General features: G+C 72.3%; 16 protein-coding genes. 5 read left to right on the forward strand and 11 right to left on the reverse strand.

Annotated features, from left to right (window positions below; genetic code table 11):
- Positions 1 to 7: 7 nt before the first annotated feature.
- The 8 genes from ACFVHO_RS35975 to ACFVHO_RS36010 all read right to left on the reverse strand — a co-directional run bounded on the left by ACFVHO_RS35975 (position 8) and on the right by ACFVHO_RS36010 (position 12,012).
- A complete protein-coding gene (locus ACFVHO_RS35975; protein WP_385724300.1) occupies positions 8 to 691 on the reverse strand; it encodes a histidine phosphatase family protein in 684 nt (227 codons plus the stop codon).
- 23 nt (positions 692 to 714) lie between these two features.
- A complete protein-coding gene (locus ACFVHO_RS35980) occupies positions 715 to 2,157 on the reverse strand; it encodes an MFS transporter (RefSeq protein WP_385724303.1) in 1,443 nt (480 codons plus the stop codon).
- On the reverse strand, positions 2,150 to 2,956 hold the full coding sequence (locus ACFVHO_RS35985) for an ArsR/SmtB family transcription factor (RefSeq protein WP_385724306.1): 807 nt from the start codon (positions 2,954 to 2,956) through the stop codon (positions 2,150 to 2,152). Before ACFVHO_RS35985 ends, ACFVHO_RS35980 begins: the two co-directional genes overlap by 8 nt.
- Before the next feature lie 154 nt (positions 2,957 to 3,110).
- Positions 3,111 to 3,284, reverse strand: coding sequence for a hypothetical protein (locus tag ACFVHO_RS35990; protein WP_385724308.1), 174 nt, complete (start codon positions 3,282 to 3,284; stop codon positions 3,111 to 3,113).
- A 310-nt stretch (positions 3,285 to 3,594) separates the two neighbouring features.
- Entirely contained in the window at positions 3,595 to 5,163 is a 1,569-nt protein-coding gene (locus tag ACFVHO_RS35995; protein WP_385724310.1) for an SDR family NAD(P)-dependent oxidoreductase, read from the reverse strand.
- A gap of 74 nt (positions 5,164 to 5,237) precedes the next feature.
- Positions 5,238 to 6,644 (reverse strand): wax ester/triacylglycerol synthase family O-acyltransferase, encoded by a 1,407-nt coding sequence (locus tag ACFVHO_RS36000; protein ID WP_385724313.1) that lies wholly within the window; start codon positions 6,642 to 6,644, stop codon positions 5,238 to 5,240.
- 185 nt (positions 6,645 to 6,829) lie between these two features.
- Positions 6,830 to 9,169 carry a GH92 family glycosyl hydrolase gene (locus ACFVHO_RS36005; RefSeq protein ID WP_385724314.1) on the reverse strand — a complete coding sequence of 780 codons (2,340 nt, stop codon included), beginning with the start codon at positions 9,167 to 9,169 and terminating at the stop codon, positions 6,830 to 6,832.
- Between the two features lie 206 nt (positions 9,170 to 9,375).
- A complete protein-coding gene (locus ACFVHO_RS36010) occupies positions 9,376 to 12,012 on the reverse strand; it encodes a PA14 domain-containing protein (protein ID WP_385724316.1) in 2,637 nt (878 codons plus the stop codon).
- A 182-nt stretch (positions 12,013 to 12,194) separates the two neighbouring features.
- Between ACFVHO_RS36010 and ACFVHO_RS36015 the strand changes: the two genes are divergently transcribed.
- The 5 genes from ACFVHO_RS36015 (at position 12,195) to ACFVHO_RS36035 (ending at position 18,089) form a co-directional block, all read left to right on the forward strand.
- A complete protein-coding gene (locus tag ACFVHO_RS36015; protein ID WP_385724319.1) occupies positions 12,195 to 13,217 on the forward strand; it encodes a LacI family DNA-binding transcriptional regulator in 1,023 nt (340 codons plus the stop codon).
- A 158-nt stretch (positions 13,218 to 13,375) separates the two neighbouring features.
- Complete coding sequence (locus ACFVHO_RS36020; RefSeq protein WP_385724321.1) at positions 13,376 to 14,503, forward strand: ABC transporter substrate-binding protein; 1,128 nt, start codon at positions 13,376 to 13,378, stop codon at positions 14,501 to 14,503.
- 49 nt (positions 14,504 to 14,552) lie between these two features.
- Entirely contained in the window at positions 14,553 to 16,109 is a 1,557-nt protein-coding gene (locus tag ACFVHO_RS36025; RefSeq protein WP_385724375.1) for a sugar ABC transporter ATP-binding protein, read from the forward strand.
- On the forward strand, positions 16,102 to 17,067 hold the full coding sequence (locus tag ACFVHO_RS36030; protein ID WP_385724324.1) for an ABC transporter permease: 966 nt from the start codon (positions 16,102 to 16,104) through the stop codon (positions 17,065 to 17,067). The genes ACFVHO_RS36025 and ACFVHO_RS36030 overlap by 8 nt, the downstream gene beginning before the upstream one ends.
- Positions 17,064 to 18,089, forward strand: a complete 1,026-nt coding sequence (locus ACFVHO_RS36035) for an ABC transporter permease (RefSeq protein WP_385724327.1) — start codon at positions 17,064 to 17,066, stop codon at positions 18,087 to 18,089. The genes ACFVHO_RS36030 and ACFVHO_RS36035 overlap by 4 nt, the downstream gene beginning before the upstream one ends.
- Here ACFVHO_RS36035 and glgC read toward each other — a convergent pair.
- The 3 genes from glgC to ACFVHO_RS36050 are packed head-to-tail and all read right to left on the reverse strand — an operon-like array spanning position 18,086 to position 21,248.
- Positions 18,086 to 19,330, reverse strand: coding sequence for a glucose-1-phosphate adenylyltransferase (gene glgC, locus ACFVHO_RS36040; RefSeq protein ID WP_385724330.1), 1,245 nt, complete (start codon positions 19,328 to 19,330; stop codon positions 18,086 to 18,088). The genes ACFVHO_RS36035 and glgC overlap by 4 nt on opposite strands.
- Positions 19,331 to 19,345: 15 nt before the next feature.
- Positions 19,346 to 20,518, reverse strand: a complete 1,173-nt coding sequence (gene glgA, locus ACFVHO_RS36045) for a glycogen synthase (protein ID WP_385724332.1) — start codon at positions 20,516 to 20,518, stop codon at positions 19,346 to 19,348.
- Positions 20,519 to 20,555: 37 nt separating this feature from the next.
- Entirely contained in the window at positions 20,556 to 21,248 is a 693-nt protein-coding gene (locus ACFVHO_RS36050; protein WP_385724378.1) for a (2Fe-2S)-binding protein, read from the reverse strand.
- Positions 21,249 to 21,493 lie beyond the last annotated feature (245 nt).

Consider the following 21,493-nt stretch of genomic DNA (forward strand, 5'->3'; position numbering starts at 1 on the left):
GGCCGCGTCAGGGCGCGGCGAGGTGGCGGGTGTCCCCCACGCTGACGACCTGGCGGTTGTGGAAGAAGTCGTCCTCGCGCAGCACCGTGATGCTCCCGGACGGCGCGCGGAAGCTGACGGAGCCGACGGACTCGTACGGCATCCTGATCCAGGCCGTGACGACGAAGGTCAGGGCGAACCCGTGCGTGACGACGATCTGGTGCTCGCGCGGGCGTCGGAGGAGTTCGTCCATGGCGTCGTAGACGCGGCGCGCGCACTCGCCCCTGGTCTCGGCGCCCGGCAGGCCCTCGTGGTGCCCCATCCGGTCCCCGTCGGCCGGGGGCGGCACGAACCGCCGGTCGAGCCACTCCTGCGGGCCGCCCTCCGCCTCGCCGTACGACTTCTCCCGCAGCCTGCGGTCCAGAAGCGGCTTCACACCGAAGAGTTCGCCCACCGCGTCGGCGGTGTGCGCGGCGCGGCGCAGGTCCGAGGAGACCACCTCGACGTCCGCGCCCTCGGGGATGTCGGCGCGCAGCGCCCGGGCGATGGCACCCGCCGCGCTGCGCCCGGCGGGCGTGAGGTCGGAGTCGTGCCAGCCGCCGACCACCTTCTCGATGTGGTGCGTGGCCTCCGGGTGGGCGATGACGTGGATGCTGCGCATCGGGGCGTGCCTTTCGCGTGCGTACGGGACGTGGGTCTTCGCTGTGCTCACCGCGCTCAAGGGTGCGGCACCGGCTAGGAGTCCGGCGTGGCGGTCGCCGAGCGCGCCGCCTCCCCGTCCTTGCCGCCCCCGGTGTTCCCGGCGTCCCCTGCACCCGTCGCGCTGTTCGCACTCCTCGTATCCTCCGTCATCGTGCGGGGGCGCACCCACAGGAGGGCGCCCGCGAGCAGGACGGCGCCGCCGAGCAGCCAGCGTGGGGAGCCCTCCGGGAGGTGTCCGATGACCAATCCCGTTCCGGCGCCGACCAGTTGGAGGGAGAGCGACTGGACGGACAGGGCGGTGGCGCGGCCCGAGCTGTCGACGCGCCGGTGCAGGATGTCGTTCTCGCTCGGGCCCGCGGCGCCGAGGCCCACGTACACCAGGGCGTAGCCGAGTACCGCGAGGGTGAGCGGGGCCGGGCCCGAGGCGACGGCGGTGAGGCCGAGGAGCAGCAGACCGCCCGCGGAGGCGCCGAGGCCCACGAGGACCGCGCGCTCGCTCCCGCCCGTGTACCTGGCGAGGGGCGGCGCGAGGTGGCTGCCCGCCATCGAGCACAGGTATCCGGCGCAGGCGAGGCCCGCGAAGAGCACCGCCCCCGACTCCGGCGCGCCGGTCAGGTCGACGGCCCTGCCGGGTGTCAGGACCTCCACGGTGATCAGCGCGCTGCCCGCGGCACCGGCGCTGAGGACGATCCGCCGCACCAGCGCGTCCCGGCCGCCGAGGCGGACTCCGGCGACGACGGTGGCGGGGACGCCGCGCAGCACTCCGCGCAGGGTGGTGCGCTGCCGGGGCGGCTCGGGCAGCGCGGTCAGGACGTACGCGAGGAAGCCGACCTCGACGACCGCGCCGAGCAGGGCCGGTACGGACAGCGGGATGACGAGCCCCGACGTGGCGTCGCCCAGGCGGGCGCCGAGGTCGGGGCCGAGGCCGAGGAGCCAGGGCAGGGCGCCGCCGATCAGGACCCCGGCCGCGAGGGCCGCGGAGGTGGCGGCGCCGCCACGGGCCAGGCCGGTGCGCAGCTCGGCGTCGGGGCCCGCGCTCGCGTGCACCGTGTCGACGTACCAGGCCTCGGCGGGGCCGCTCGACAGGGCGCGGCCCGCGCCCTTGAGGGCCATGCCGAGGGCGAGCACCCAGGCGGTGGTGCCGAGCGCGTGCAGGACGAGCGCGACGAGGTCGAAGAGGCCCGCCGCGGCGAGCACGGCGCGCCGTCCGAGCACGTCGGACAGTCCCCCGGTGGGGAGTTCGAGGGCGGCGGCGGTGAGGGAGTGCGCGGCGACGCATCCGGCGACGGCCGCGAGGGCGAGCCCGCGCCCGGTCATGAGCGCCACCATGGGCGCGATGGCCAGGCCGAGCGGCAGCCAGAACAGCGCGCAGACGGTGACGTAGCGGCGGCGGGCGGTGCGGGGGTCGAGGGGGGCCGGGCCTGGGCCGGGGCCGGGAAGGCGGGGTCCGGCTATCGGGGCGCTGGAGTCAGTCATGGGTGTAACCCCGCACGCGTCTCGGAGCGGCCGCGCCCGCCTCGGCGGAACCGCCCGCTTCAGCGGAACCGCCCTCCCCAGCGGCACTGTCGGCCTCGACGGAACCACCTGCGCCAGCAGCGCCCCCGGACTCCGACACCCCAGACTCCGGCACCCCGGACTCCGGCGCCCCGGCCCCCTCGTCCCGCACCCCCGGCCCGACGATCGGCAGCCCCGCGAAGACCACCGCGACCTTCTCGGCCCGCGCCTGCCCCGCGTCGCGCGCCGTCAGCTCCTCCAGCTTGTCCTCGAAGGTCTGCTTCAGCTCGGTCAGCGACTCGGGCGTGAGGAGCGGCATCAGGTCCGTGATGCCGGACGGTTCGAGCCAGTCCCGGCCGAGCCGCCCGGCGGCCTTGGCCGCCTCGTACCACCCAAGGAGCTCCCCCAGGTGGGCGACCTGGCGGCGGGCCATCTTGCCGGTGAACTCGCGGCCGACCGGGGACGCGTCCATGGCCGCGTGGTCCCACGTGGTCACCTCGTGCACCGCGCGCCAGCGGCGCTCGCGGCTGTCGCGGTGCTCCGCCTCGGCGACGAACGCGTACTTCGCGAGGACGCGCAGGTGGTAGCTGGTGGAGGCGGACGACTCCCCCGTCCTGGCCGCCAGCTCGCTGGCGGTGGCGGGTCCGTCCATGCGGAGCAGGCCGAGCAGCCGGACCCGCAGCGGGTGGGTCAGCGCCTTGATGGCGGCGGGCTCGCGCTCCGGGTCGAGGACCCGCAGACGGTCCGCCGGGCGCTCCGCGTCACGCTCTTCGTCTGCCATACGGCGAGCGTAGAACGCCCGGACCACTTTCCCAAAGTCTTTTTGCAGAATTTCTTTGGGAAAGCAGCCAGGGGTGGCGCGGCCCACTGCCCCGGACATGCCGCGCCCCCCGCCGCGACTCGCGACGGGGGGCGTGGGGCGCGCTCACACAGGGTCAGTCGATACCGGGAAGGATGTGCGGCTCAGCGAGGTCGTCCTCGTATCCGGCGAGCCGGATGGGGGCCGCCTTGGCCCACGCTTCCAGGTTGCGGAGCCTCTGGGGGCGTCCGCCCCCCTCACCGCCGCGATCGGCCGGTCGCTTCTCCTGCTTGGTCAGATCTGGTGTCACCGCGCACTCCTTTGTGTCGCGTAACGGAAGAACGATGGCTGCGCTTACTGCGCTGTCTTCTCGGTCGCGGTGGCGCCGTGTCCGGGCGGGATCGCGGCAGCGGGTCGCAGCCTGTCCCGGGGCGGCGTAGCGGCGCTGGTGTGCGTCGCGTGGCCGCCCGTTCGCCCTAGGTTAACCAAATGAGCGGGGGTCTGCTCGATGGCGCCAAAGCAAAGGGGGGATTTCGGACATGCCTTATTCGCGAGGCATCCCGGCTCTACCTGCGAGGCATCCCGGCTCTACTCGCGCGGCATCCCGGCCCGCGCCGCGGCTACCACTTGCCGGGCTTGTAGTCCTTCAGGAACACCCCGTACAGGTCCTCGCCCGCCTCGCCGCGCACCACCGGGTCGTACACCCGGGCGGCGCCGTCGACCAGGTCGAGCGGGGCGTGGAAGCCCTCCTCGGCCAGGCGCAGCTTGTCGTGATGGGGACGCTCGTCGGTGATCCAGCCGGTGTCGACCGAGGTCATGAGGATGCCGTCGGCCTCGAACATCTCCTGGCCGCTGGTGCGCGTCACCATGTTCATCGCGGCCTTGGCGGCGTTGGTGTTCGGGTGCCCGGCACCCTTGTAGCCGCGGCCGAAGACGCCTTCCATCGCGGAGACGTTCACGACGTAGGCGCGTCCGCTCGCCGCCTTCTTCGCGGCCTCGGCCATCATCGGCCGCAGGTGGCTGATGAGGATGAAGGGCGCGGTGTAGTTGCACAGCTGGGTCTCGAGCAGCTCCACCGGGGAGATCTGTTCGATGGTCTGCACCCAGGTGTTGGTGTCGACGACGTCCGGCACCAGTCCGCCCGCGTCGATGGCGGTGCCCTGCAGGTGCCGCTCGACGCTGGCGTTGCCCGCGACCAGGGCGAGGTCGGCGACCTGCTGCGCGTCCAGGCCGCTGACGCCGACGGGCAGCGCGGCAGGGCCGCCGAGCTCGCCGACCGCGCCGGAGTTGAAGGCGCCGATCACGTGGTGGGCGGGCAGTTCCCCGGCGGGCAGCGGGGCGTTCTCGCCCTCGACGAGGGCGGCGTAGGCGGAGGGCAGGCGGCGCACGGTCTGCGTCGCGTTGTTGATGAGGATGTCGAGCGGGCCCTGCTCGGTGACCTGCTCGGCCAGGCCGACCACCTGCGCGGGGTCGCGCAGGTCGATGCCGACGACCTCCAGGCGGTGCATCCACTCCGCCGAGTCGTCCATGGCCTTGAAGCGGCGGATGGCGTCCTTGGGGAAGCGGGTCGTGATGGTGGTGTGCGCGCCGTCGCGAAGCAGCCGCAGCGCGATGTACATGCCGATCTTGGCGCGGCCGCCGGTGAGCAGGGCGCGCTTGCCGGCGAGGTCGGCGCGGGCGTCGCGCTTGGCGCGGTTCTCGGCGGCGCAGTCCTGGCAGAGCTGGTGGTAGAAGTAGTCGACTTCCACGTACCGCTTCTTGCAGGTGTAGCAGGAGCGGGGGCGCTGGAGTATCCCCGCGATCTGGCCGGCCTCGGTGACGGAGGACGGCAGGATGCCCTCCGTCTCGTCGTCGATGCGCTGCGCGGAGCCGGTGGCGGTGGACTCGGTGACGGCCTTGTCGTGGGCGGTCTTCGCGGCCCTGCGCTCCTGGCGGCGGCGCTGCTTCACGGTGCGGTAGATCCCGGCGGTGGCGCGGCGCACGGTGATCGCGTCGGGGTGGTCGACGTCCAGCTGGTCCAGCTCGTCGAGGACGCTGAGGCAGACGGCGAGCCGCTCGGGGTCGATGCCCGGGCCGAACGGACCGAGGTCCCCCGCGGCGGCCTCGGGCCCCTCGTGCCCCTGGTCGCCCCCGCGGCCGTACGCAACGGCGCCGGCACCCTGCTGCTGGCTGTCCTCTGTCACCGTCATGGCCGCTGTCGTTCCTCACCGCACTCGTGCCGCGGCTCGTCTGAGGTGACCGCGGAAGCTCCAAAAGCGGAACTTTACGTAGGCCGGGCGCCCGGTACCAAACCCGAACGGTCGCCCGCCACCCCCTGTGCGCGCTCGCACACCGCCACGAGCGCGGCCAGTTCGGCACCGAGTGACCGCGCGAGGAGGTCCAGGTCCGGCACCGCGGCGGCGTCGGCGACCAGGCCGTAGTGGACGCGGCCCCGGTACGTGGAGACGGCGACGGCGAGCGCGTGGCCGCGGGCCAGCGGGGCGAAGGGGTAGACCTCGGTGAGCGGGCAGCCCGCCAGGCGCAGGCCGAGGCTGGGCAGCGGCACGCTGGTGACGAGGATGTCGAAGAGCAGCCGGGCCGCGTGCGCCACGGCGGGGCCGCCGACGCGGTGGCCGATCGGGAGCACGTGGTCGGCGAGCAGCGCGACGGCGCCCGCGCCGCGGGCGGGGCCCGCGTCCTTGTTGCGGTCCATGGCGGTGCGCACCGCCCGCAGCCGGGCCAGCGGGTCGGGGTCGTCGACGGGCAGCCGCACCAGATAGCCGGAGAGGCGGTTGCCCTGCGGGTGGGCCGTGCGCGGGCGGCGCCGCGAGACGGGGACGAGCGCGCGCGGCACGACGCCCTCGCTGCTGTCGCCCCGCTCGTCCAGCCAGCGCCGCAGCGCCCCGGCGACCACGGCGATCAGGACGTCGTTGACGGTGCCCCCGGCGGCCTTGCGCACCCGGTGCACGTCGTCCAGGTCCAGGGCGACGCCCGCGGTCTGGCGGGTGCCGGTGGGCCGGGAGGTGAGGGCGTCGCAGGACTGCACGCCCCAGGTCGCCCGCGCCACGGACACGCCGATGTCGAGCGCGCGGCCGACGTCACCGGCGGCGGAGCGGGCCCCGGAGAGGGCGGAGCCGACGGCGTCGGGCAGCCGCCGCGGGTCGAGGGCCTGCCACCACGGCGACGCCCCGGCGACGGGGCGGGGTTCGCGCGCGGGCGGGAGTTCCATCGGGTCCATGACCCCGGCGGCGAGGGTGAGGGCACGCAGCCCGTCGGCGAGCGCGTGATGGAACTTGAACAGGACCGCGAACGACGCCCCGTCGGCGGCGGGCAGGACGTGCGCCTCCCACGGCGGCCGGTCCCGGTCGAGCGGCCGCTGCATGAGGGCGCCCGCCGCCGCGTGGAAGTCGGCCGCGGGCGGGGCCAGGTGCACGTGGTCCAGCGGGTCGAAGCCGGGCGCGGGCTTGCGCTCGGCGCCGCCGGGAGGCAGCAGCACGTGCCGTATCCGCATGCCCAGGCCCGGCACCGTGGGGGCGCGGGCGGCGAGCAGGTCGGCGGCGTGCGCGGCGGCGGACGGTGAGTCGGCCGCGAAGACACCGAGCGCCCCCAGGTGCATGGGGTGCTCGGCGGACTCGATGCTCCAGAAGGCGAGGTCGAGGGGGGCGAGCAGGTCCGAGCTCTCAGAGGTCATGACTCGCTCTCGTGTCGATAGTCAACAACGGGAGCCAGCAGCCAATCACCCACCGACAATTACGGTCAAGTACGATCTAGCTACGCACAGTTAACAACAGATTAAGGCCCGCCCTTCCCGGAAACCGCCGGGAAGGACGGGCCTCGTGAGACGTCAGTGGCGCCCCGCCCACCGCGCGCGGACGGTCACCTCACCACCGGCGGCGCCGCCGCGGGTGACGTTCCCCACTCCGAGGGCTTGTCCCCGACGGTGAACGACAGCTCCCGCAGCCCGCGGATGTCACCGGTGCGCAGATACGTCCGCCCGTAGTCCGCGCCGTCGGCGCTCACCGACCGCACGTACCGCCGCTCCGGCGACGTGCCCGGCGCCTTCACCGTGAACCGTCCGCGCGGGTAGTAGCGGCGGTCCAGGCTGAGGTCGACCCGCTCGAAGACCGGCGTCGACAGGCCCCAGGTGTCGGTGCCCGGCTGCACCGGGAAGATCCCGATGGACGAGAGCACGTTCCAGGCGGACATGGTGCCGAGGTCGTCGTTGCCGGTCATGCCGGTCGGGGTGTCCGTGAAGAGCGTCAGCGCGGCGTGCACCACGTCCGTCGTCTTCCACGGCTGCCCGGTGGACAGATACGTGTACGGAGCGATCAGGTCGGGCTCGTTCTGCGGGTTGTACTTGTCCGCGTTGTAGTAGTCGTACGGGCCGTTGACCCACACCTCGCGGGCGGTCTTCGCCGGGTCCTTCAGGAGCTGGTCGTAGGCGAAGAAGGAGTCCAGACGGCCGTTCGTGGCCTGCTTGCCGCCGATCAGGTCCACCATGCCGGGCAGGTCCTGCGGCACCAGCCACTGGTACTGCCAGGACGTGCCCTCGTGGAAGCCCTCGCTCTTGGCCGGATCGGCGGGCCCGGTGAACGCCCCGGCCTTGTCCCGCGCCCGGAAGAACCCGGTCGAACCGTCGAAGATCTTCCGGTAGTTCTGCGCCCGCGCCGCATAGCGCTCCGCGTCCTTCTCGTGCCCGAGCTCGCGCGCCATCTGCCCGAGCATCGCGTCCGACAGGGCGTACTCCAGCGTGGCGGACGCGCCGTGGTCGTAGTCCGAGTCCCCCGGCTTGGCGTGCGGGCGGCCCTTGACGTAGGGCGCGAAGCCCTCGGCGATGTACTCCTTGTTGGCCTCGCGGCCCACCGGAGCCGAGTCGGCGGGCGGCACCCCGTCGGCGTTCTTCCTCAGCGCCCGGTACGCCTCCTCCTCGTGCCCCTTGAGCAGGCCCTGCTGGTAGGCGTTGGTGAGGAACGGCGTCACCGGGTCGCCGGTCATGATGTTCGTCTCGACGGTGCCGTAGCCCCACTTGGGCAGCCAGCCGCTCTCCGCGTCGATCCTGAGGACCGACAGGGCCATGTCGCGGGACTCGCGCGGGGCGAGCAGCGCGAGGAGCTGGGCCTGGGTGCGGTAGGTGTCCCACAGGGACCAGTTCTGGTAGTAAGTGAACCCCTTGGCGACATGGGTCCTCTGGTCCCAGCCGGTGTAGCGGCCGTCGACGTCGCTGCCGATGTTCGGCGCGAGGAACGAGCGGTACAGGGACGAGTAGAAGGTGCGCCGCAGCGTCTTGTCGCCGCCCTGGGCGCGCACGTCGTCGAGCCGGTCCTCCCACTTCGCGCGCGCCGCGTGCTCGACGCGGCCGAACGAACGCCCGCCCTCCGCACGGAGGTTGAGCGCGGCGCCCTTCGCGTCGACGTAGGACAGCGCGGTCGTCGCCTCGACGGTGCGGTCCTTGGAGGTGTCGAAGCGCAGGTAAGCGCCGTTGCGCTCGGCGTCGGCCGAGGACTTCCGGGAGCCCGCGGTGACCGTGCCGCCCTTCCAGGTGCCGGCCGACGTGAAGGGCCGGTCGAAGCGGGTGACGGTGTAGAGGGTGTACGGCTTGGTGTCCTGGCAGAAGCCGCTTCCGGTGATCTTCGTGCGGACGGTGCGGCGGTCGAGGATCTCGACGTCGGTGCCGACGGTCTTGTGCAGGGACTGGCCCGCGTTGATGAGGACGTTGGCCTTGTCGGTGGCCGGGAAGGTGTAGCGCTGCACGCCGGTGCGCTCGGTCGCGGTCAGCTCGGCGCCGATGCCGGACTTCAGGCCGACCTTGTAGTAGCCGGGGCGCGCCGTCTCCGTGTCGTGGCTGAACTCGGCGGCGTACTTCGCGTAGTCGGTCTCCGTCACGTCCCCGGTCGTCGGCAGGACCGGCAGGTCCCCGCCGAGGCCGCAGCCCACGCCGGACAGGTGCACGGCGGAGAAGCCCCGGATGTGCGTGTCGGAGTGGTCGTAGCCGGTGTTGTGGCCGGTGTCGGGCGAGAGCTGCACCATGCCGAAGGGCACGGCGGCGCCCGGGTAGGTGTTGCCCTCGTTCTCGGTGCCGATGAACGGGTTGACCAGGTCGGTCAGGCGCTCGCCGCGCGGGGCGGCGTCGGCCGACGGGATGGTGAGGGCGCCGCCGAGGAGCGCGGTCGCCACCACCGCCGTCCCCGCGCCGCGCAGCCGGTGGGTCCATCTCATGGGTGGGAACGCCTCCTTGGACAACGTTGTCACTGCATCGGGCGCGCTCATTCTTCGGGCGCGTACGTGTACTCGTCAAGGGTGGTGCGGGATGGGTGGTGCGCGAGTGGCGTCCTGGCGGCCCGGACGCGGCTCCGGGAACGGCTCCGCGCACAGGGATGCGCCCCGGCCCGTCCCCCACGGACGGGCCGGAGCACATCGGTCCGTCAGGCGCAGCCCCGCACGGGCGCCTGCGAGGCGTCCTCGATCAGGGACTCGTGCGCGGCGCGCAGCCGTGGCACGTCGGGCTTGACGACCTTGCGGTCATAGGTGAGCAGTCCGTTCAACTCCCCTTCGACGTCGGAGATCTGGGTGTAGACGGCGCCGTTGCCGCCCTTGCAGGCGAGGGCGCGCACCTCGCGGAGCTTGCCGAGGTACTCCTCCGTGTACTTCGCCGGGTCCACGTCGACGTAGCTCTGCTGCACGGACCAGGCGTGCCCGGGCACCGCGAGTCCGAGGCCGCCGTACTCCCCGTTGATCAGGGCCCGCCGGCCGTCCGGTCTGGGCGGCAGGGCCGGGCTCGGGTAGCCGTGCTCGTCCATGAGGTCGCCCTTGCCGCCGTCGGCGCCCAGGTTGAGCCCCGACATGCCGTTGACCAGGCGCGTGGGGTCCCAGGCCTTGGCCTGTTCGGCGATGCGGCCCTGGTCGTACTGGCCCCAGCCCTCGTTGAAGGTGACCCACATGACGACGGACGGGCTGTTCCCGTGCTCGTCGATCATCTGCTTCATCTCGTGCTCGAACTGGGCGCGGGCGGCGGCGTCCGGCTTCCGCTCGGCCCGCATCGACGGCATGTCCTGCCACACCATCAGGCCCAGCCTGTCCGCCCAGTAGAACCACCGGTCGGGCTCCACCTTGATGTGCTTGCGGACGGAGTTGAAGCCCATCTCCTTGTGCATCCTCAGGTCGTACGCGAGGGCCTCGTCGGTGGGCGCGGTGTGCAGGCCGTCCGGCCAGAAGCCCTGATCGAGGGTGGCCATGAGGAAGATCGGCTTGCCGTTGAGCACGGTGCGCGGGGTGCCGTCGATCTTCTCCACGGCGATGGAGCGCATCCCGAAGTAGCTCTGCAGCCGGTCGGCGCGCTTGCTCCCGCCCACGGTGACCTTGAGGTCGTACAGGAACGGGTCGTCGGGCGACCACAGGTGCGGCTTCTTCAGGGTGAGTCTCAGCGGTTCGCCGGTGCGGCCGCTCGCCTCGGCGACCTTCTTCCTGCCCTCGTACGCGACCGCCTCGACGGGCACGCCCGCGCGGACGCCCTTGGCCTCGACGGCGACCTGCCTGGTCTTCACGTCGGGGGTGATCTTCAGAGATTCGGCGTGGTCGCGGGCCACCGGCTCCATCCACACCGTCTGCCAGATGCCGGACGACGGCGTGTACCAGATGCCCGACGGGTCCAGGCGCTGCTTGCCGACCGGCGGGTTCGGGCCGCCCGGGGCGTCGGTCGGGTCGTGCACGCCGACGATCAGCTCCTGGGTGCGCCCCGGCTTCAGCGCGTCGGTGACGTCGGCGCTGAACTTGTCGTAGCCGCCCTTGTGCTCGGCGACCTCGGTGCCGTTCACGTACACCTTGGCGTGCCAGTCGACGGCGCCGAAGTTCAGCTTGAGCCGCTGGTCGTTCCGGTGGTCGCCGACCTTCCAGCCGGCGGGGACGGTGAAGGTGCGGCGGTACCACATGCGGTCCTCGTGCCGCTGCAGGCCCGACAGCTGGGACTCCACCGGGTAGGGGACGAGGATCTTCTCCTTGAGCTTCTTGCCGACCGGCGGCCGCTCGCCCTCCTTGGCCGCGGCGAACTGCCAACTGCCGTTCAGATTGCGCCAGTCGGCACGCTTCAGCTGCGGGCGCGGGTACTCGGGCAGCGCGTTGCCGGGGCCGACGTCGTCCGCCCACTTGGAGCGCAGTTCGTACGTGGACTTGTTTCCGCCGCTGCTCCAGAACGCGCCGACCTGTTTGCCGTCGGTGCCGGTCAGGCCGCCCTTGCCGTCGTAGCGCAGATCGGCGGTGCCGCGGGCGGTGCCGGTCTTGTTGCCGACGACGGGCTGCTTGAGGGTGACGAGCAGGACGCGCGGGTCGGCCGGGTCCTGCCTGACCGAATCCAGCGGCCACTTGGCGCCGCCGATGACGGCTTCGAGGTGGCCGACGAGACCGGCGGGGGGCGTGGCGAGCTCCTGGACGAACTCCAGCCTGAGGGCCCGGCCGTCCTTCCGCACGGTGGCGTCGGTCGCGCCGTCGTAGTCCCAGCCGTCGGGGAGGCGGAACGCGGACTGCGGCACGGCCTCCTTGGCGCCGCCGGGCTCGGTCCAGCGCAGGTGCAGGTTGGAGCCGCCGTAGTGCTCGAAGTACTCGACCTTGACGTCGTAGGCCTTGCCCGCGGTCAACTCGACCGGCTGGGAGGTCTGTTCGCGGTCCCAGTCGTCGACCCAGTGGTCGATGGCGAGCTTGCCGTCGACCCAGAGCCGGAAGCCGTTGTCGCCGGTCATGGCGAAGGTGTGGGCGCCGGACTTCTCCGGGACGAGCTTGCCCGTCCAGCGGACGGTGGCGTCGTCGGACCTGCCGGTGGCGAGGTTCAGCCGGGGTTCGAGGGTGTCGAAGTCGATGTTCCGGTCGAAGCCGGTGGCCTTGAGCTCGTGGAAGTCGAAGGCACCGGGGGCGGACTGGGTGTAGTACTCGCCCTTCAGGCCGTGGACCTCGGGTGCCTCGTCGCCCGCCGCGGTCGCGGTGGACTGGGCGACGAGGCCCGAGAACACCAGGGCGGCGGTGAGCAGCAGGGCCAGTTGGTGCCGGAGCTTTCCGGATCGTCTAGGGCGCACGGATCCTCCTTGTCGAGGAAGGGTGGCGGCTCGTCGCTCCAGTCGGTACAACGAGTCTGTACAACGTTGGAAGGAACGGCAGTTGGCATGACAGCACGGCTCCGGGCGCGCTGTCCAGGGCCGCGGCGCATGCCGCCGAACGCCCCGGGGGCCGGGGCGTACATCGACGCGAGGAGTGGCACGTGCGGGTGAGCCTCAAGGATGTCGCGGAACGCGCGGGCGTCTCGATCAAGACCGTCTCGAACGTGGTGAACAAGTATCAGCACGTCACCCCGGCGATGCGGGCCCGGGTGCAGCAGGCCATCGACGAGCTGGGCTACCGCCCGAACCTGACGGCACGTCATCTCCGCAAGGGCCGCACCGGCATCATCGCGCTCGCCGTCCCCGAGCTGGGCAACCCCTACTTCGCGGAGCTGGCCGGAGCCGTCATCGACGCCGCCGCCGCGCACGACTTCACCGTCCTGCTCGACCACACCCGCGGCGACCGCGAGCAGGAGGTCCTGGTCAGCCAGGGCTTCCGGGCCCGCGTCATCGACGGCCTGATCCTCAGCCCGCTGGAGCTGGAGGCGGAGGACCTGCGCGGCCGCGACGGCCGCAACGACGACGTGCCGCTCGTGCTGCTCGGCGAGCGCGAGTACGACCTGCCCTACGACCACATCGCCATCGACAACGTCGCCGCCGCGCGCGCCGCGGTGGGCCACCTGATCGGCCGCGGCCGGAGCTCCATCGCCTACCTCGGGGCCCGCACGGATTCCGCAAACCGCCCCGCCCACCTGCGCCTTCAGGGCTGGCGGGCCGAGCTGACGGCGGCCGGGCTCCCCGCGCCGGAGTCCCTGGTGGGGCCGGTCGGGGGCTGGAACCGCGACGACGGGGCGAAGGCGATGGCGCGGATGCTGGACTCCGGGGTGCGGCCGGACGCGGTGTTCGCGTACAACGACCTGGTCGCGATCGGGGCGATGCGGGTCCTTCACGAGCGGGGCCTCAGGGTGCCGTGGGACGTGGCGGTGGTCGGCTTCGACGACATCGCGGAGGGGCAGTTCGGCGCGGTCACGCTGAGCACGATCTCGCCCGACAAACAGGCCATCGCCCGGCTCGCGGTGGCCTCGCTGCTGCGCAGCCTCGCGGGCGACGGGGAACCCGGCGGGCGGACGCTCTCGGCCGAGTTCCGGCTGGTGGAGCGGGAGAGCACGCTCGGGCGCCGGTGAGTCACGGGGTCTCCCCGGCGGCCGACGGCGTGCGCGGAGGGTTTACAGCGTCCTTTCAACGATGTAAAAAGCTCCCCGTACCGCTGAGTTGACCGCAAACCCGTTCTTCCCGTGAGCGCTCTCAGTGTGCGCCGGGGCCGTGCCGTTTGGGGACTCCCATGAAGCCGAACATCTTCCTTCGCCGTACCTCGGGCCGTTCCGCGGGCCGCGCCTCGGCCAGCACCCTGCTCGCCGTCGGCCTCGCCGCGAGCCTCGCGCTCACCGCCACGGGATGCGCCAAGTCGGAGGACGACGGCGCCGACTCCGGCGACTCGAAGTCCGCCGCCGAGGGCGACGCGGGCCAGGTCGTCTCCTCCCCCGGCGCGGGCGGCAAGACCTGCGTGATCGGGGACTACGGCGCCAAGAAGCTGGACCTGAAGTCCGCGACGGTCGGCTTCTCGCAGTCCGAGAAGGAGGCCAACCCCTTCCGGATCGCCGAGACCGCCTCCATCAAGGCCGAGGCCGGGAAGCGGGGCGTGAAGCTCCTGACGGCCAACGCCCAGTCGCAGTTCTCCAAGCAGATCAGCGACGTCCAGGACCTCATCGCCAAGGGCGCCGACCTCCTCGTCATCGCCCCGCTGAACTCCGACGGCTGGGAGCCGGTGCTTCGCCAGGCCAAGGCCAAACACATCCCGATCGTCACCATCGACCGCAAGATCAACGCGGCCGCCTGCGAGGACTATGTGAGCTTCATCGGCTCGGACTTCGTCGAGCAGGGCAGACGCGCCGCCGACCGCATGATCGAGGCGACCGGCGGTAAGGGCGAGATCGCGATCCTCCTCGGCGCGGCGGGCAACAACGTCACCACCGACCGCACCAAGGGCTTCCAGGAACGGCTCAAGGCCAAGGCCCCGGACCTGAAGGTCGTCTTCAAGCAGACCGGCGAGTTCGCCCGCGAGAAGGGCCAGCAGGTCACCGAGCAGCTCATCCAGTCCAAGCCGGGCATCGACGGGATCTACGCCGAGAACGACGAGATGGGCCTCGGCGCGGTGGGCGCCCTGAAGGGCGCGGGCAAGAAGGCCGGCGACGTGAAGATCGTGACGATCGACGGCACGAAGAACGCCGTGCGCGGCATCGTCGACGGCTGGATCGACGGCGTCATCGAGTCCAACCCGCGCTTCGGGCCGCTGGCCTTCCAGACCCTGGACACCTTCACCAAGGGCGGCAAGGTCGCGCAGGACATCGTTATCAAGGACAGCGCCTACACCAAGGACAACGCGAAGTCGGACCTCGGCAAGGCGTACTGACGTGCCGTCGGTGACGAAGTCCGGGACACGGCCGGTCATGGGGGCCGCCGTGCTCTCGGTGACGGGCCTCAGCAAGACCTTCCCGGGCGTACGGGCCCTGGACGGCGTCGACTTCACCGCCCGCGCGGGCGAGGTGCACGCGCTGATCGGGGAGAACGGCGCCGGGAAGTCCACGCTCATCAAGGTCCTCACCGGCGTGTACCGGCCCGACCCGGCCGCCGGAGAGGACACGGGCGTCATCACCTACGACGGCAGTCAGGTGGAGTTCGCCACCCCGCTCGCGGCCCAGCACGCGGGGATCTCCACCATCTACCAGGAAGTCAATCTGGTCCCGCTGATGAGCGTGGCCCGCAACCTCTTCCTCGGCCGCGAGCCGCGCGGCCGCCTCGGCCTGATCGACTTCCGCCGGATGCACCGCGAGGCCGAGCAGGCCCTCGGCGGCCTCGGCGTCCGCGTCGACGTGCGCCGCCCGCTGCGCGAACTCGGCGTCGGCGCACAGCAGATGGTGGCCCTCGCCCGCGCCGTCGCGGTCGACGCGCGCGTCGTCATCATGGACGAGCCGACCTCGTCCCTGGAGCCGCGCGAGGTGGCCACCCTGTTCGGCGTGATCCGGATGCTGCGCGAACGCGGCATCGCGGTGATCTACGTCAGCCACCGCCTGGACGAGCTGTACGAGGTCTGCGACACCGTGACCGTGCTGCGGGACGGCAAGTCGGTGCACAGCGGCCCGATCGCCGCCCTCGACCGGCTGCGGCTCGTCTCGCTGATGCTCGGCCGCGACGTCGGCGACGTACGCGAGGAAGGCCTGACGAAGTTCACCGGCGGCCACGACACCGAGGCCCGACCCGTCCTGGAGGCACAGGAACTGACGGTCCGCCATCAGCTGCGCGGGGTGTCCCTGGCGATCCGGCCCGGGGAGGTCGTCGGGCTCGGCGGCCTGCTCGGCTCCGGGCGCAGCGAGACCGCGAAGGCCATCGCGGGGGCGCTGCCGCCGGACTCCGGCCGGGTGGTCGTCGCCGGGGTGCCCGTGCGCACCGGCTCCACGCCCGCCGCGATCCGCGCCGGGGTCAGCCTGCTGCCCGAGGACCGCAAGGCCGAGGGCATCGTGCCGGGCCTGTCGGTGCGGGAGAACATCGCGCTCGCCGCGCTGCCGGGCCTGTCCCGCTTCGGTCTGGTCGACGAGGCCCGCATCGACCGCGTCGTGGACACCTTCATGAAGCGCCTGCGCATCAAGGCGTCCGGACCGCACCAGCGGGTCGGTGAACTCTCCGGCGGCAACCAGCAGAAGGTCCTCCTCGCCCGCTGGCTCGCCATGAACCCGAAGGTGCTGCTCCTGGACGAGCCGACGCGCGGCATCGACGTCGGCGCGAAGGCCGAGGTGCAGAAGCTCATCGACGAGCTGGCCGACGACGGGCTCGGCGTACTGCTCATCTCCTCGGACGTGGAGGAGCTGATCGAGGGCAGCGACCGCGTGGTGGTCCTCAAGGACGGCGCGGTCATCGAGGAACTCACCGGCGACGCCGTGACCGAGGACCGGCTGATGCGCGCGATCGCGGCCGCGCCCGCCACCGCCGCCCCCACCCCACCCGGAGGCGACGATGACTGACCTCAGCCTCGGCGGCCGGACCCGCGTCGACCGCGACCGCCTCCTGCGCCTGCTCCAGGACTACGGCGTCCATCTGGGCGTCGCCGTCCTGCTCCTGGTGAACATCGCCATCACCCCGCACTTCCTGTCCGCCGAGAACTTCCGCACCCAGGCCGTCCAGGTGGCGCCCGTCCTGATCGTCGCGCTCGGCATGGCCCTTGCCATCGGCAGCGAGGGCGTGGACCTGTCGGTCGGCTCGGTGATGGCGCTCTCCACCTCCCTGCTCTCGCTGTATCTGGGCTACGGCATGTGGATCGCGCTGCTCGTCGCCGTGCTCGGCGGAGTCGCCGTCGGCGTGGCGAACGGGGCGCTCATCGCCTTCATCGGCGTCCAGCCGATCGTCGCCACGCTCGCCCTGATGGTGGCGGGCCGGGGCCTCGCCCAGGTCCTGCTGCCCCAGCTCAAGGACGTCCACGACCCGACCATGGCCTCGCTCGGCTCCGGCGACCTGCTCGGCATCCCCTACCTGGTGCTCATCGCCGTGGCGCTCGCGCTGCTCGTGGCGTTCGTCGTGCGCCGCACGACCTTCGGCCGCCAGCTGCTCGCGATCGGCGACAGCCGCCCCGCGGCCAGGCTCGCCGGCCTGCCGGTGCGCCGCGTGCTCGTCCTCGTGTACGTGTGCTCAGGCGCCCTCGCCGCGATCGCGGGCGTCCTCGCGACCGCGCGCCTGACCGCGAGCGACCCGACGTCGCTCGGCAATCTGATGGAGCTGTCCGCGATCACCGCGGTCGTCGTCGGCGGCACCCCCCTCAGCGGCGGCCGCGTGCGCGTCGGCGGCACGGTGGCGGGCGCCGTCCTCATCCAGTTGCTCACGGCCACCCTCATCAAGCACGACCTGCCGCCGTCGTGGACGCAGATCGCGCAGGCCGTGGTGATCGTCCTGGCCGTGTACGCGGCCCGCGAGAGGGGGAAGCGATGACGGTCGACACGGAGAGTCCGGTGGCGCCCATGGGCACGGTCACCCAGGACGAGCCGATCGGCGCGACGCGCTCGGAGCGCCTCAGCGCGCTGGCCCAGCAGCACGGCGCCCTGGTCACCCTGGTGATCGCCGTCCTCGCGGCCTGGCTGTCCTTCGACACGTTCATGACGACCGACAACATGCAGAACATGGCGGTGTCCTCGGCCTTCCTCGCCGTCGTCGCGCTCGGCATGACGTTCGTGATCGTCACCGGCGGCATCGACCTGTCCGTGGGCTCACTGTTCGCGCTCGGCGGTGTGCTCGCGGCCTGGGGCTCGCAGTACGGCACTACGGTGGCGCTGCTGCTGCCGCTCGCGGTGTGCGGGCTCATCGGCCTGGTGAACGGCCTGCTGATCGCCCGGTCCCGGCTCGCCCCGTTCATCGTGACGCTGGCCGCGCTGCTCGGCGCGCGCGGCATCCTCCTTGCCGTGACCGACGAGGGCTCCAAGACGTACCTCGTCGACAAGGACTCCTTCTTCGCGACCCTCGGCCAGGGCAAGCTGCTCGGGATCGGCGCACCCGTGTGGATCACTGCGGGCCTCTTCGTGGCGGGCGCCGTGGTCCTGCGGCGCACCCGCTTCGGGCAGTACGTGTACGCGGTCGGCGGCAACGAGGACGCGGCGGCGCTGATGGGCGCGCCCGTGGCCCGCACGAAGACGGCCGTCTACACCCTGTCCGGACTGTGCGCGGGCCTCGCGGGCGCGCTCAACGCGGCCTGGCTCGCGTCCGGCGTGACCATCCTCGGCTCCGGCATGGAGCTGGAGGCGATCTCCGCGGTCGTCATCGGCGGCACCCTGCTCTCCGGCGGCTTCGGCTTCCTCGGCGGCTCCCTCGTCGGCGTGCTCCTGCTGAAGGTCATCCAGAACGTCATCAACCAGATCGGCTCCCTGGACTCCGCCTACCAACAGGTCGTCAGCGGCGGCTTCCTGGCCGTGGTCGTGGTGGCCCAGACCTGGCTCGGGCGCAGACGGCGGGTGCTCTAGGGGTACGTGGGCGACGCGCCCTCGACGATCACCCGCTGTCCCTTGCCCAGGGCGATCACCCCGCTCGTCGACACCGTGTACAGCTCCTCGTCCCGCTCCGGGTTCACGCCGATGGTGGCGCCGGGCGGGACGTCGACGTTCTTGTCGAGGACGGCGCCGCGCACCACCGCGCCCCGGCCCACGCGGACGTTGTCGTGCAGCACCGAGCCCTGCACGACGGCGCCCTCGCCGACGCTCACGCCCGGGGAGAGGACGGAGCGGGTGACCTGGCCGCGGATGACGCAGCCGGGGCTGACGACGGACTCGCTCGCGATGCCGCCCGCGCAGAACTTGGCGGGCGGGAGCTGGCCGGAGTGGGTGTAGATGGGCCAGCGGCGGTTGTCGAGGTTGAAGGCGGGCTGGTCGGAGATCAGGTCCATGTGGGCTTCGTAGTACGCGTCCAGGGTGCCGACGTCGCGCCAGTAGCCGTGGTCGCGGGGGGTCTCGCCGGGAACGTGGTTGTCGCCGAAGTCGTAGACCTGCGCCAGGCCGCGCTCGGTGAGGGACGGCAGGATCGAGCCGCCCATGTCGTGCACGGAGTCCGGGTCCTCCGCGTCCCGTTGCAACGCGTCCACCAGGGCCTTGGTCGTGAAGACGTAGTTGCCCATGGAGGCGAGCACCTGGTTCGGGGAGCCCGGCAGGCCGGGCGGGCTCGCGGGCTTCTCCAGGAAGCCCTCGACGCGGGTGCCGTCCCCGGCCGGGGTGATGATCCCGAACTGCGCGGCGTCCGCGCGCGGCACCCTGATCCCGGCGACCGTGACGCCCGCCCCGGACTCGATGTGCCGGGCCAGCATCTGGCGCGGGTCCATGCGGTAGACGTGGTCGGCGCCGAACACCGCGATGTAGTCGGGCTGTTCGTCGTGCACGAGGTTCAGGGACTGCAGGATGGCGTCGGCGCTGCCCAGGTACCAGCGGGGGCCGAGGCGCTGCTGGGCCGGGACGGGGGTGACGTAGTTGCCGAGCAGGCTCGACATCCGCCAGGTGGTGGAGACGTGCCGGTCCAGGGAGTGCGACTTGTACTGCGTGAGGACGCAGATGCGCAGGATGTCGCCGTTGACGAGGTTGGAGAGCACGAAGTCGACGAGGCGGTACGTCCCGCCGAAGGTCACCGCCGGTTTCGCCCGGTCGGCCGTCAGGGGCATCAGCCGTTTGCCCTCACCGCCCGCGAGCACGATCCCAAGAACCGAAGGTCCACCGCGCATGGCCGCCCCCTGCCGCTATTCGGACTTGAGTAACCCCGTGACGCCCTCGTACACATCGAGCGTGCGCCGCGCCACCGCGCCCCAGCCGAACTCGCGCTCCGCGCGGTGGCGTCCGGCCGCGCCCATCGCCCCGGCCCGGCGCGGGTCGGTGGCGAGGTGGTTCACGAGCACGGCCAGGTCGTGCTCGAAACGTTCCGGCTCACGTACGTCGTAGGGCGCGAGCAGGCCCGTCGTGCCGTCGGAGACGACCTCCGGTATGCCGCCGACGCGCGAGGCCACGACGGCGGTGCCGCACGCCATCGCCTCCAGGTTGACGATGCCGAGCGGCTCGTACACCGACGGGCACACGAACACCGTCGCATGGGTGAGGAGTTGGACGATCTCGGGGCGCGGCAGCATGCGCGGGATCCAGATGACGCCGTCGCGGGTGCGGCCGAGCTCCTCGAAGAGGCCCCGGAACTCCCGGTCGATCTCCGGGGTGTCGGGGGCGCCCGCACACAGCACGAGCTGGACGCCGGGGTCCAGGTGGCGGGCGGCGCGCAGCAGATGGGGCACGCCCTTCTGGCGGGTGATGCGGCCGACGAACAGCACATAGGGGCGGGCCTCGTCGATGCCGTGCCGCTGCAGGGCGCCGGTGCCCGGGTCGGGGCGGTACACGTCGGTGTCGATGCCGTTGTGGACGACGTGCACCTTCGCCGGGTCGACGGCCGGGTAGCAGCCGAGGATGTCCTCGCGCATGCCCCGGGAGACGGCGATGACGGCGTCGGCGGCCTCGATGGCGGTGCGCTCGGCCCAGCTGGAGAGGGCGTAGCCGCCGCCGAGTTGCTCGGCCTTCCAGGGGCGCAGCGGCTCCAGGGAGTGCGTGGTCATGACGTGCGGGATGCCGTGCAGGAGCTTGCCGACGTGCCCGGCGAGGTTGGCGTACCAGGTGTGGGAGTGGACGAGGTCGCGGCCCGTGAGCGCGGCCGCCATGGACAGGTCCACGGAGAGGGTGCGCAGCGCGTCGTTGGCGGTGTCGAGGTCCGCCCAGGCGCGGTGGCGCACGACGCCTTCCGTCGTGCCCTCGCCCCAGCAGTGCACGTCGAGGTCGGTGAGCGCCCGTAACTCCCGTGCCAGGAACTCGACATGGACCCCCGCGCCGCCGTAGACGTCGGGCGGGAACTCCCGGGTGAGCAGTCCCACTTTCATGAGCGGAGCCCCCCGTCGTCGGCCGGCTCCCTCATGGTCACCCAGACGCCGCGCCGTGGGAAGACCGCTGCGGGGGCCGGTCGAAACAGCAGTCGCCGCACAGGCCGCCGTTCGGACAGCGGTAGTAGAGGCAGCAGCTGCGGCGCCGGAACGCGGTCCCCTGAAGGGTTCCGGTTGCGGCCAGGGAGGGGTGGGCGAAGAGTTCGGCGGCGAGGTTCAGCGCCCGCTCCCCCACGTCGGGGCGGCCCTCGCGGACGGCCCAGGCGTGCAGCTCGCGGGCCGCTCCGGCGAGGGCCGAACCGGAGTTGCCGCGCAGCAGGGCCGGGGAGATCCGGAAGCGGGCACGCAGGGCGCGGGCGAGCGGCGCGAGGTGCCGGTCGTGGACGATCTCGTGGACGCGGGCGGCGTCGGCCGGAAACGTGCGGTCCCCGGTGAGCACCAGATCGTCCGGCGAGGTGCCGTCCGCGTCCCACAGCAGCCGCTCCGGGTCCAGGTCGGGCACCCGCCCGTGCAGCGCGGCCGGGCCGAGCGCGAGGGACCACAGCCGGGCGGCGAGGCCGAGCTGCGCCACCGAGGCGGCGACGCGGTCCTCGGGGGCGGCGAGGCGGGCGGCGACCTTGGCCACCCGGAACGCGAGCGGGTCGCCGCCGAAGTCACCCTCCGCGCCCGCGCCGTCACCCTCGTAGCAACGCGCCAGTGCCACATGGCGCCCGGCGGCGCGCGCACCCATCCTGAGAGAGAAGAAACCGCCGACGGACCCGACGAGGGCCCAGTCGATCCCGCGCTCCCGATACTCCTGAGTAGTCACCGGAGAAGTACAGCAGGCCACCGATTCCCAGGGGTAACCAGACCTGGGGAGGACATGGAGGGGGTCGTACTCCATCGGTAGTAGGACAGATTGACTGCTCAGGGACGACGACTTGGCGCGCTCCGCGCGACATTGTGGTGAACATGGAAGCCGACCGCTCGCCGCTC

The organism is Streptomyces sp. NPDC127108 (assembly GCF_042677545.1).
Lineage (GTDB): Bacteria > Actinomycetota > Actinomycetes > Streptomycetales > Streptomycetaceae > Streptomyces.

Excerpts from the sequence above, each read along its gene's own strand:
- ACFVHO_RS36030 (WP_385724324.1), top strand. The coding sequence starts at position 16,102 with ATGACTGACCTCAGCCTCGGCGGCCGGACCCGCGTCGACCGCGACCGC.
- ACFVHO_RS35980 (WP_385724303.1), bottom strand. The coding sequence starts at position 2,157 with ATGACTGACTCCAGCGCCCCGATAGCCGGACCCCGCCTTCCCGGCCCC.
- ACFVHO_RS36050 (WP_385724378.1), bottom strand. The coding sequence starts at position 21,248 with ATGGGTGCGCGCGCCGCCGGGCGCCATGTGGCACTGGCGCGTTGCTAC.
- ACFVHO_RS36035 (WP_385724327.1), top strand. The coding sequence starts at position 17,064 with ATGACGGTCGACACGGAGAGTCCGGTGGCGCCCATGGGCACGGTCACC.
- ACFVHO_RS36005 (WP_385724314.1), bottom strand. The coding sequence starts at position 9,169 with ATGAGATGGACCCACCGGCTGCGCGGCGCGGGGACGGCGGTGGTGGCG.
- ACFVHO_RS36000 (WP_385724313.1), bottom strand. The coding sequence starts at position 6,644 with ATGACCTCTGAGAGCTCGGACCTGCTCGCCCCCCTCGACCTCGCCTTC.
- ACFVHO_RS36020 (WP_385724321.1), top strand. The coding sequence starts at position 13,376 with ATGAAGCCGAACATCTTCCTTCGCCGTACCTCGGGCCGTTCCGCGGGC.
- ACFVHO_RS35995 (WP_385724310.1), bottom strand. The coding sequence starts at position 5,163 with ATGACGGTGACAGAGGACAGCCAGCAGCAGGGTGCCGGCGCCGTTGCG.
- glgC (WP_385724330.1), bottom strand. The coding sequence starts at position 19,330 with ATGCGCGGTGGACCTTCGGTTCTTGGGATCGTGCTCGCGGGCGGTGAG.
- ACFVHO_RS35985 (WP_385724306.1), bottom strand. The coding sequence starts at position 2,956 with ATGGCAGACGAAGAGCGTGACGCGGAGCGCCCGGCGGACCGTCTGCGG.
- glgA (WP_385724332.1), bottom strand. The coding sequence starts at position 20,518 with ATGAAAGTGGGACTGCTCACCCGGGAGTTCCCGCCCGACGTCTACGGC.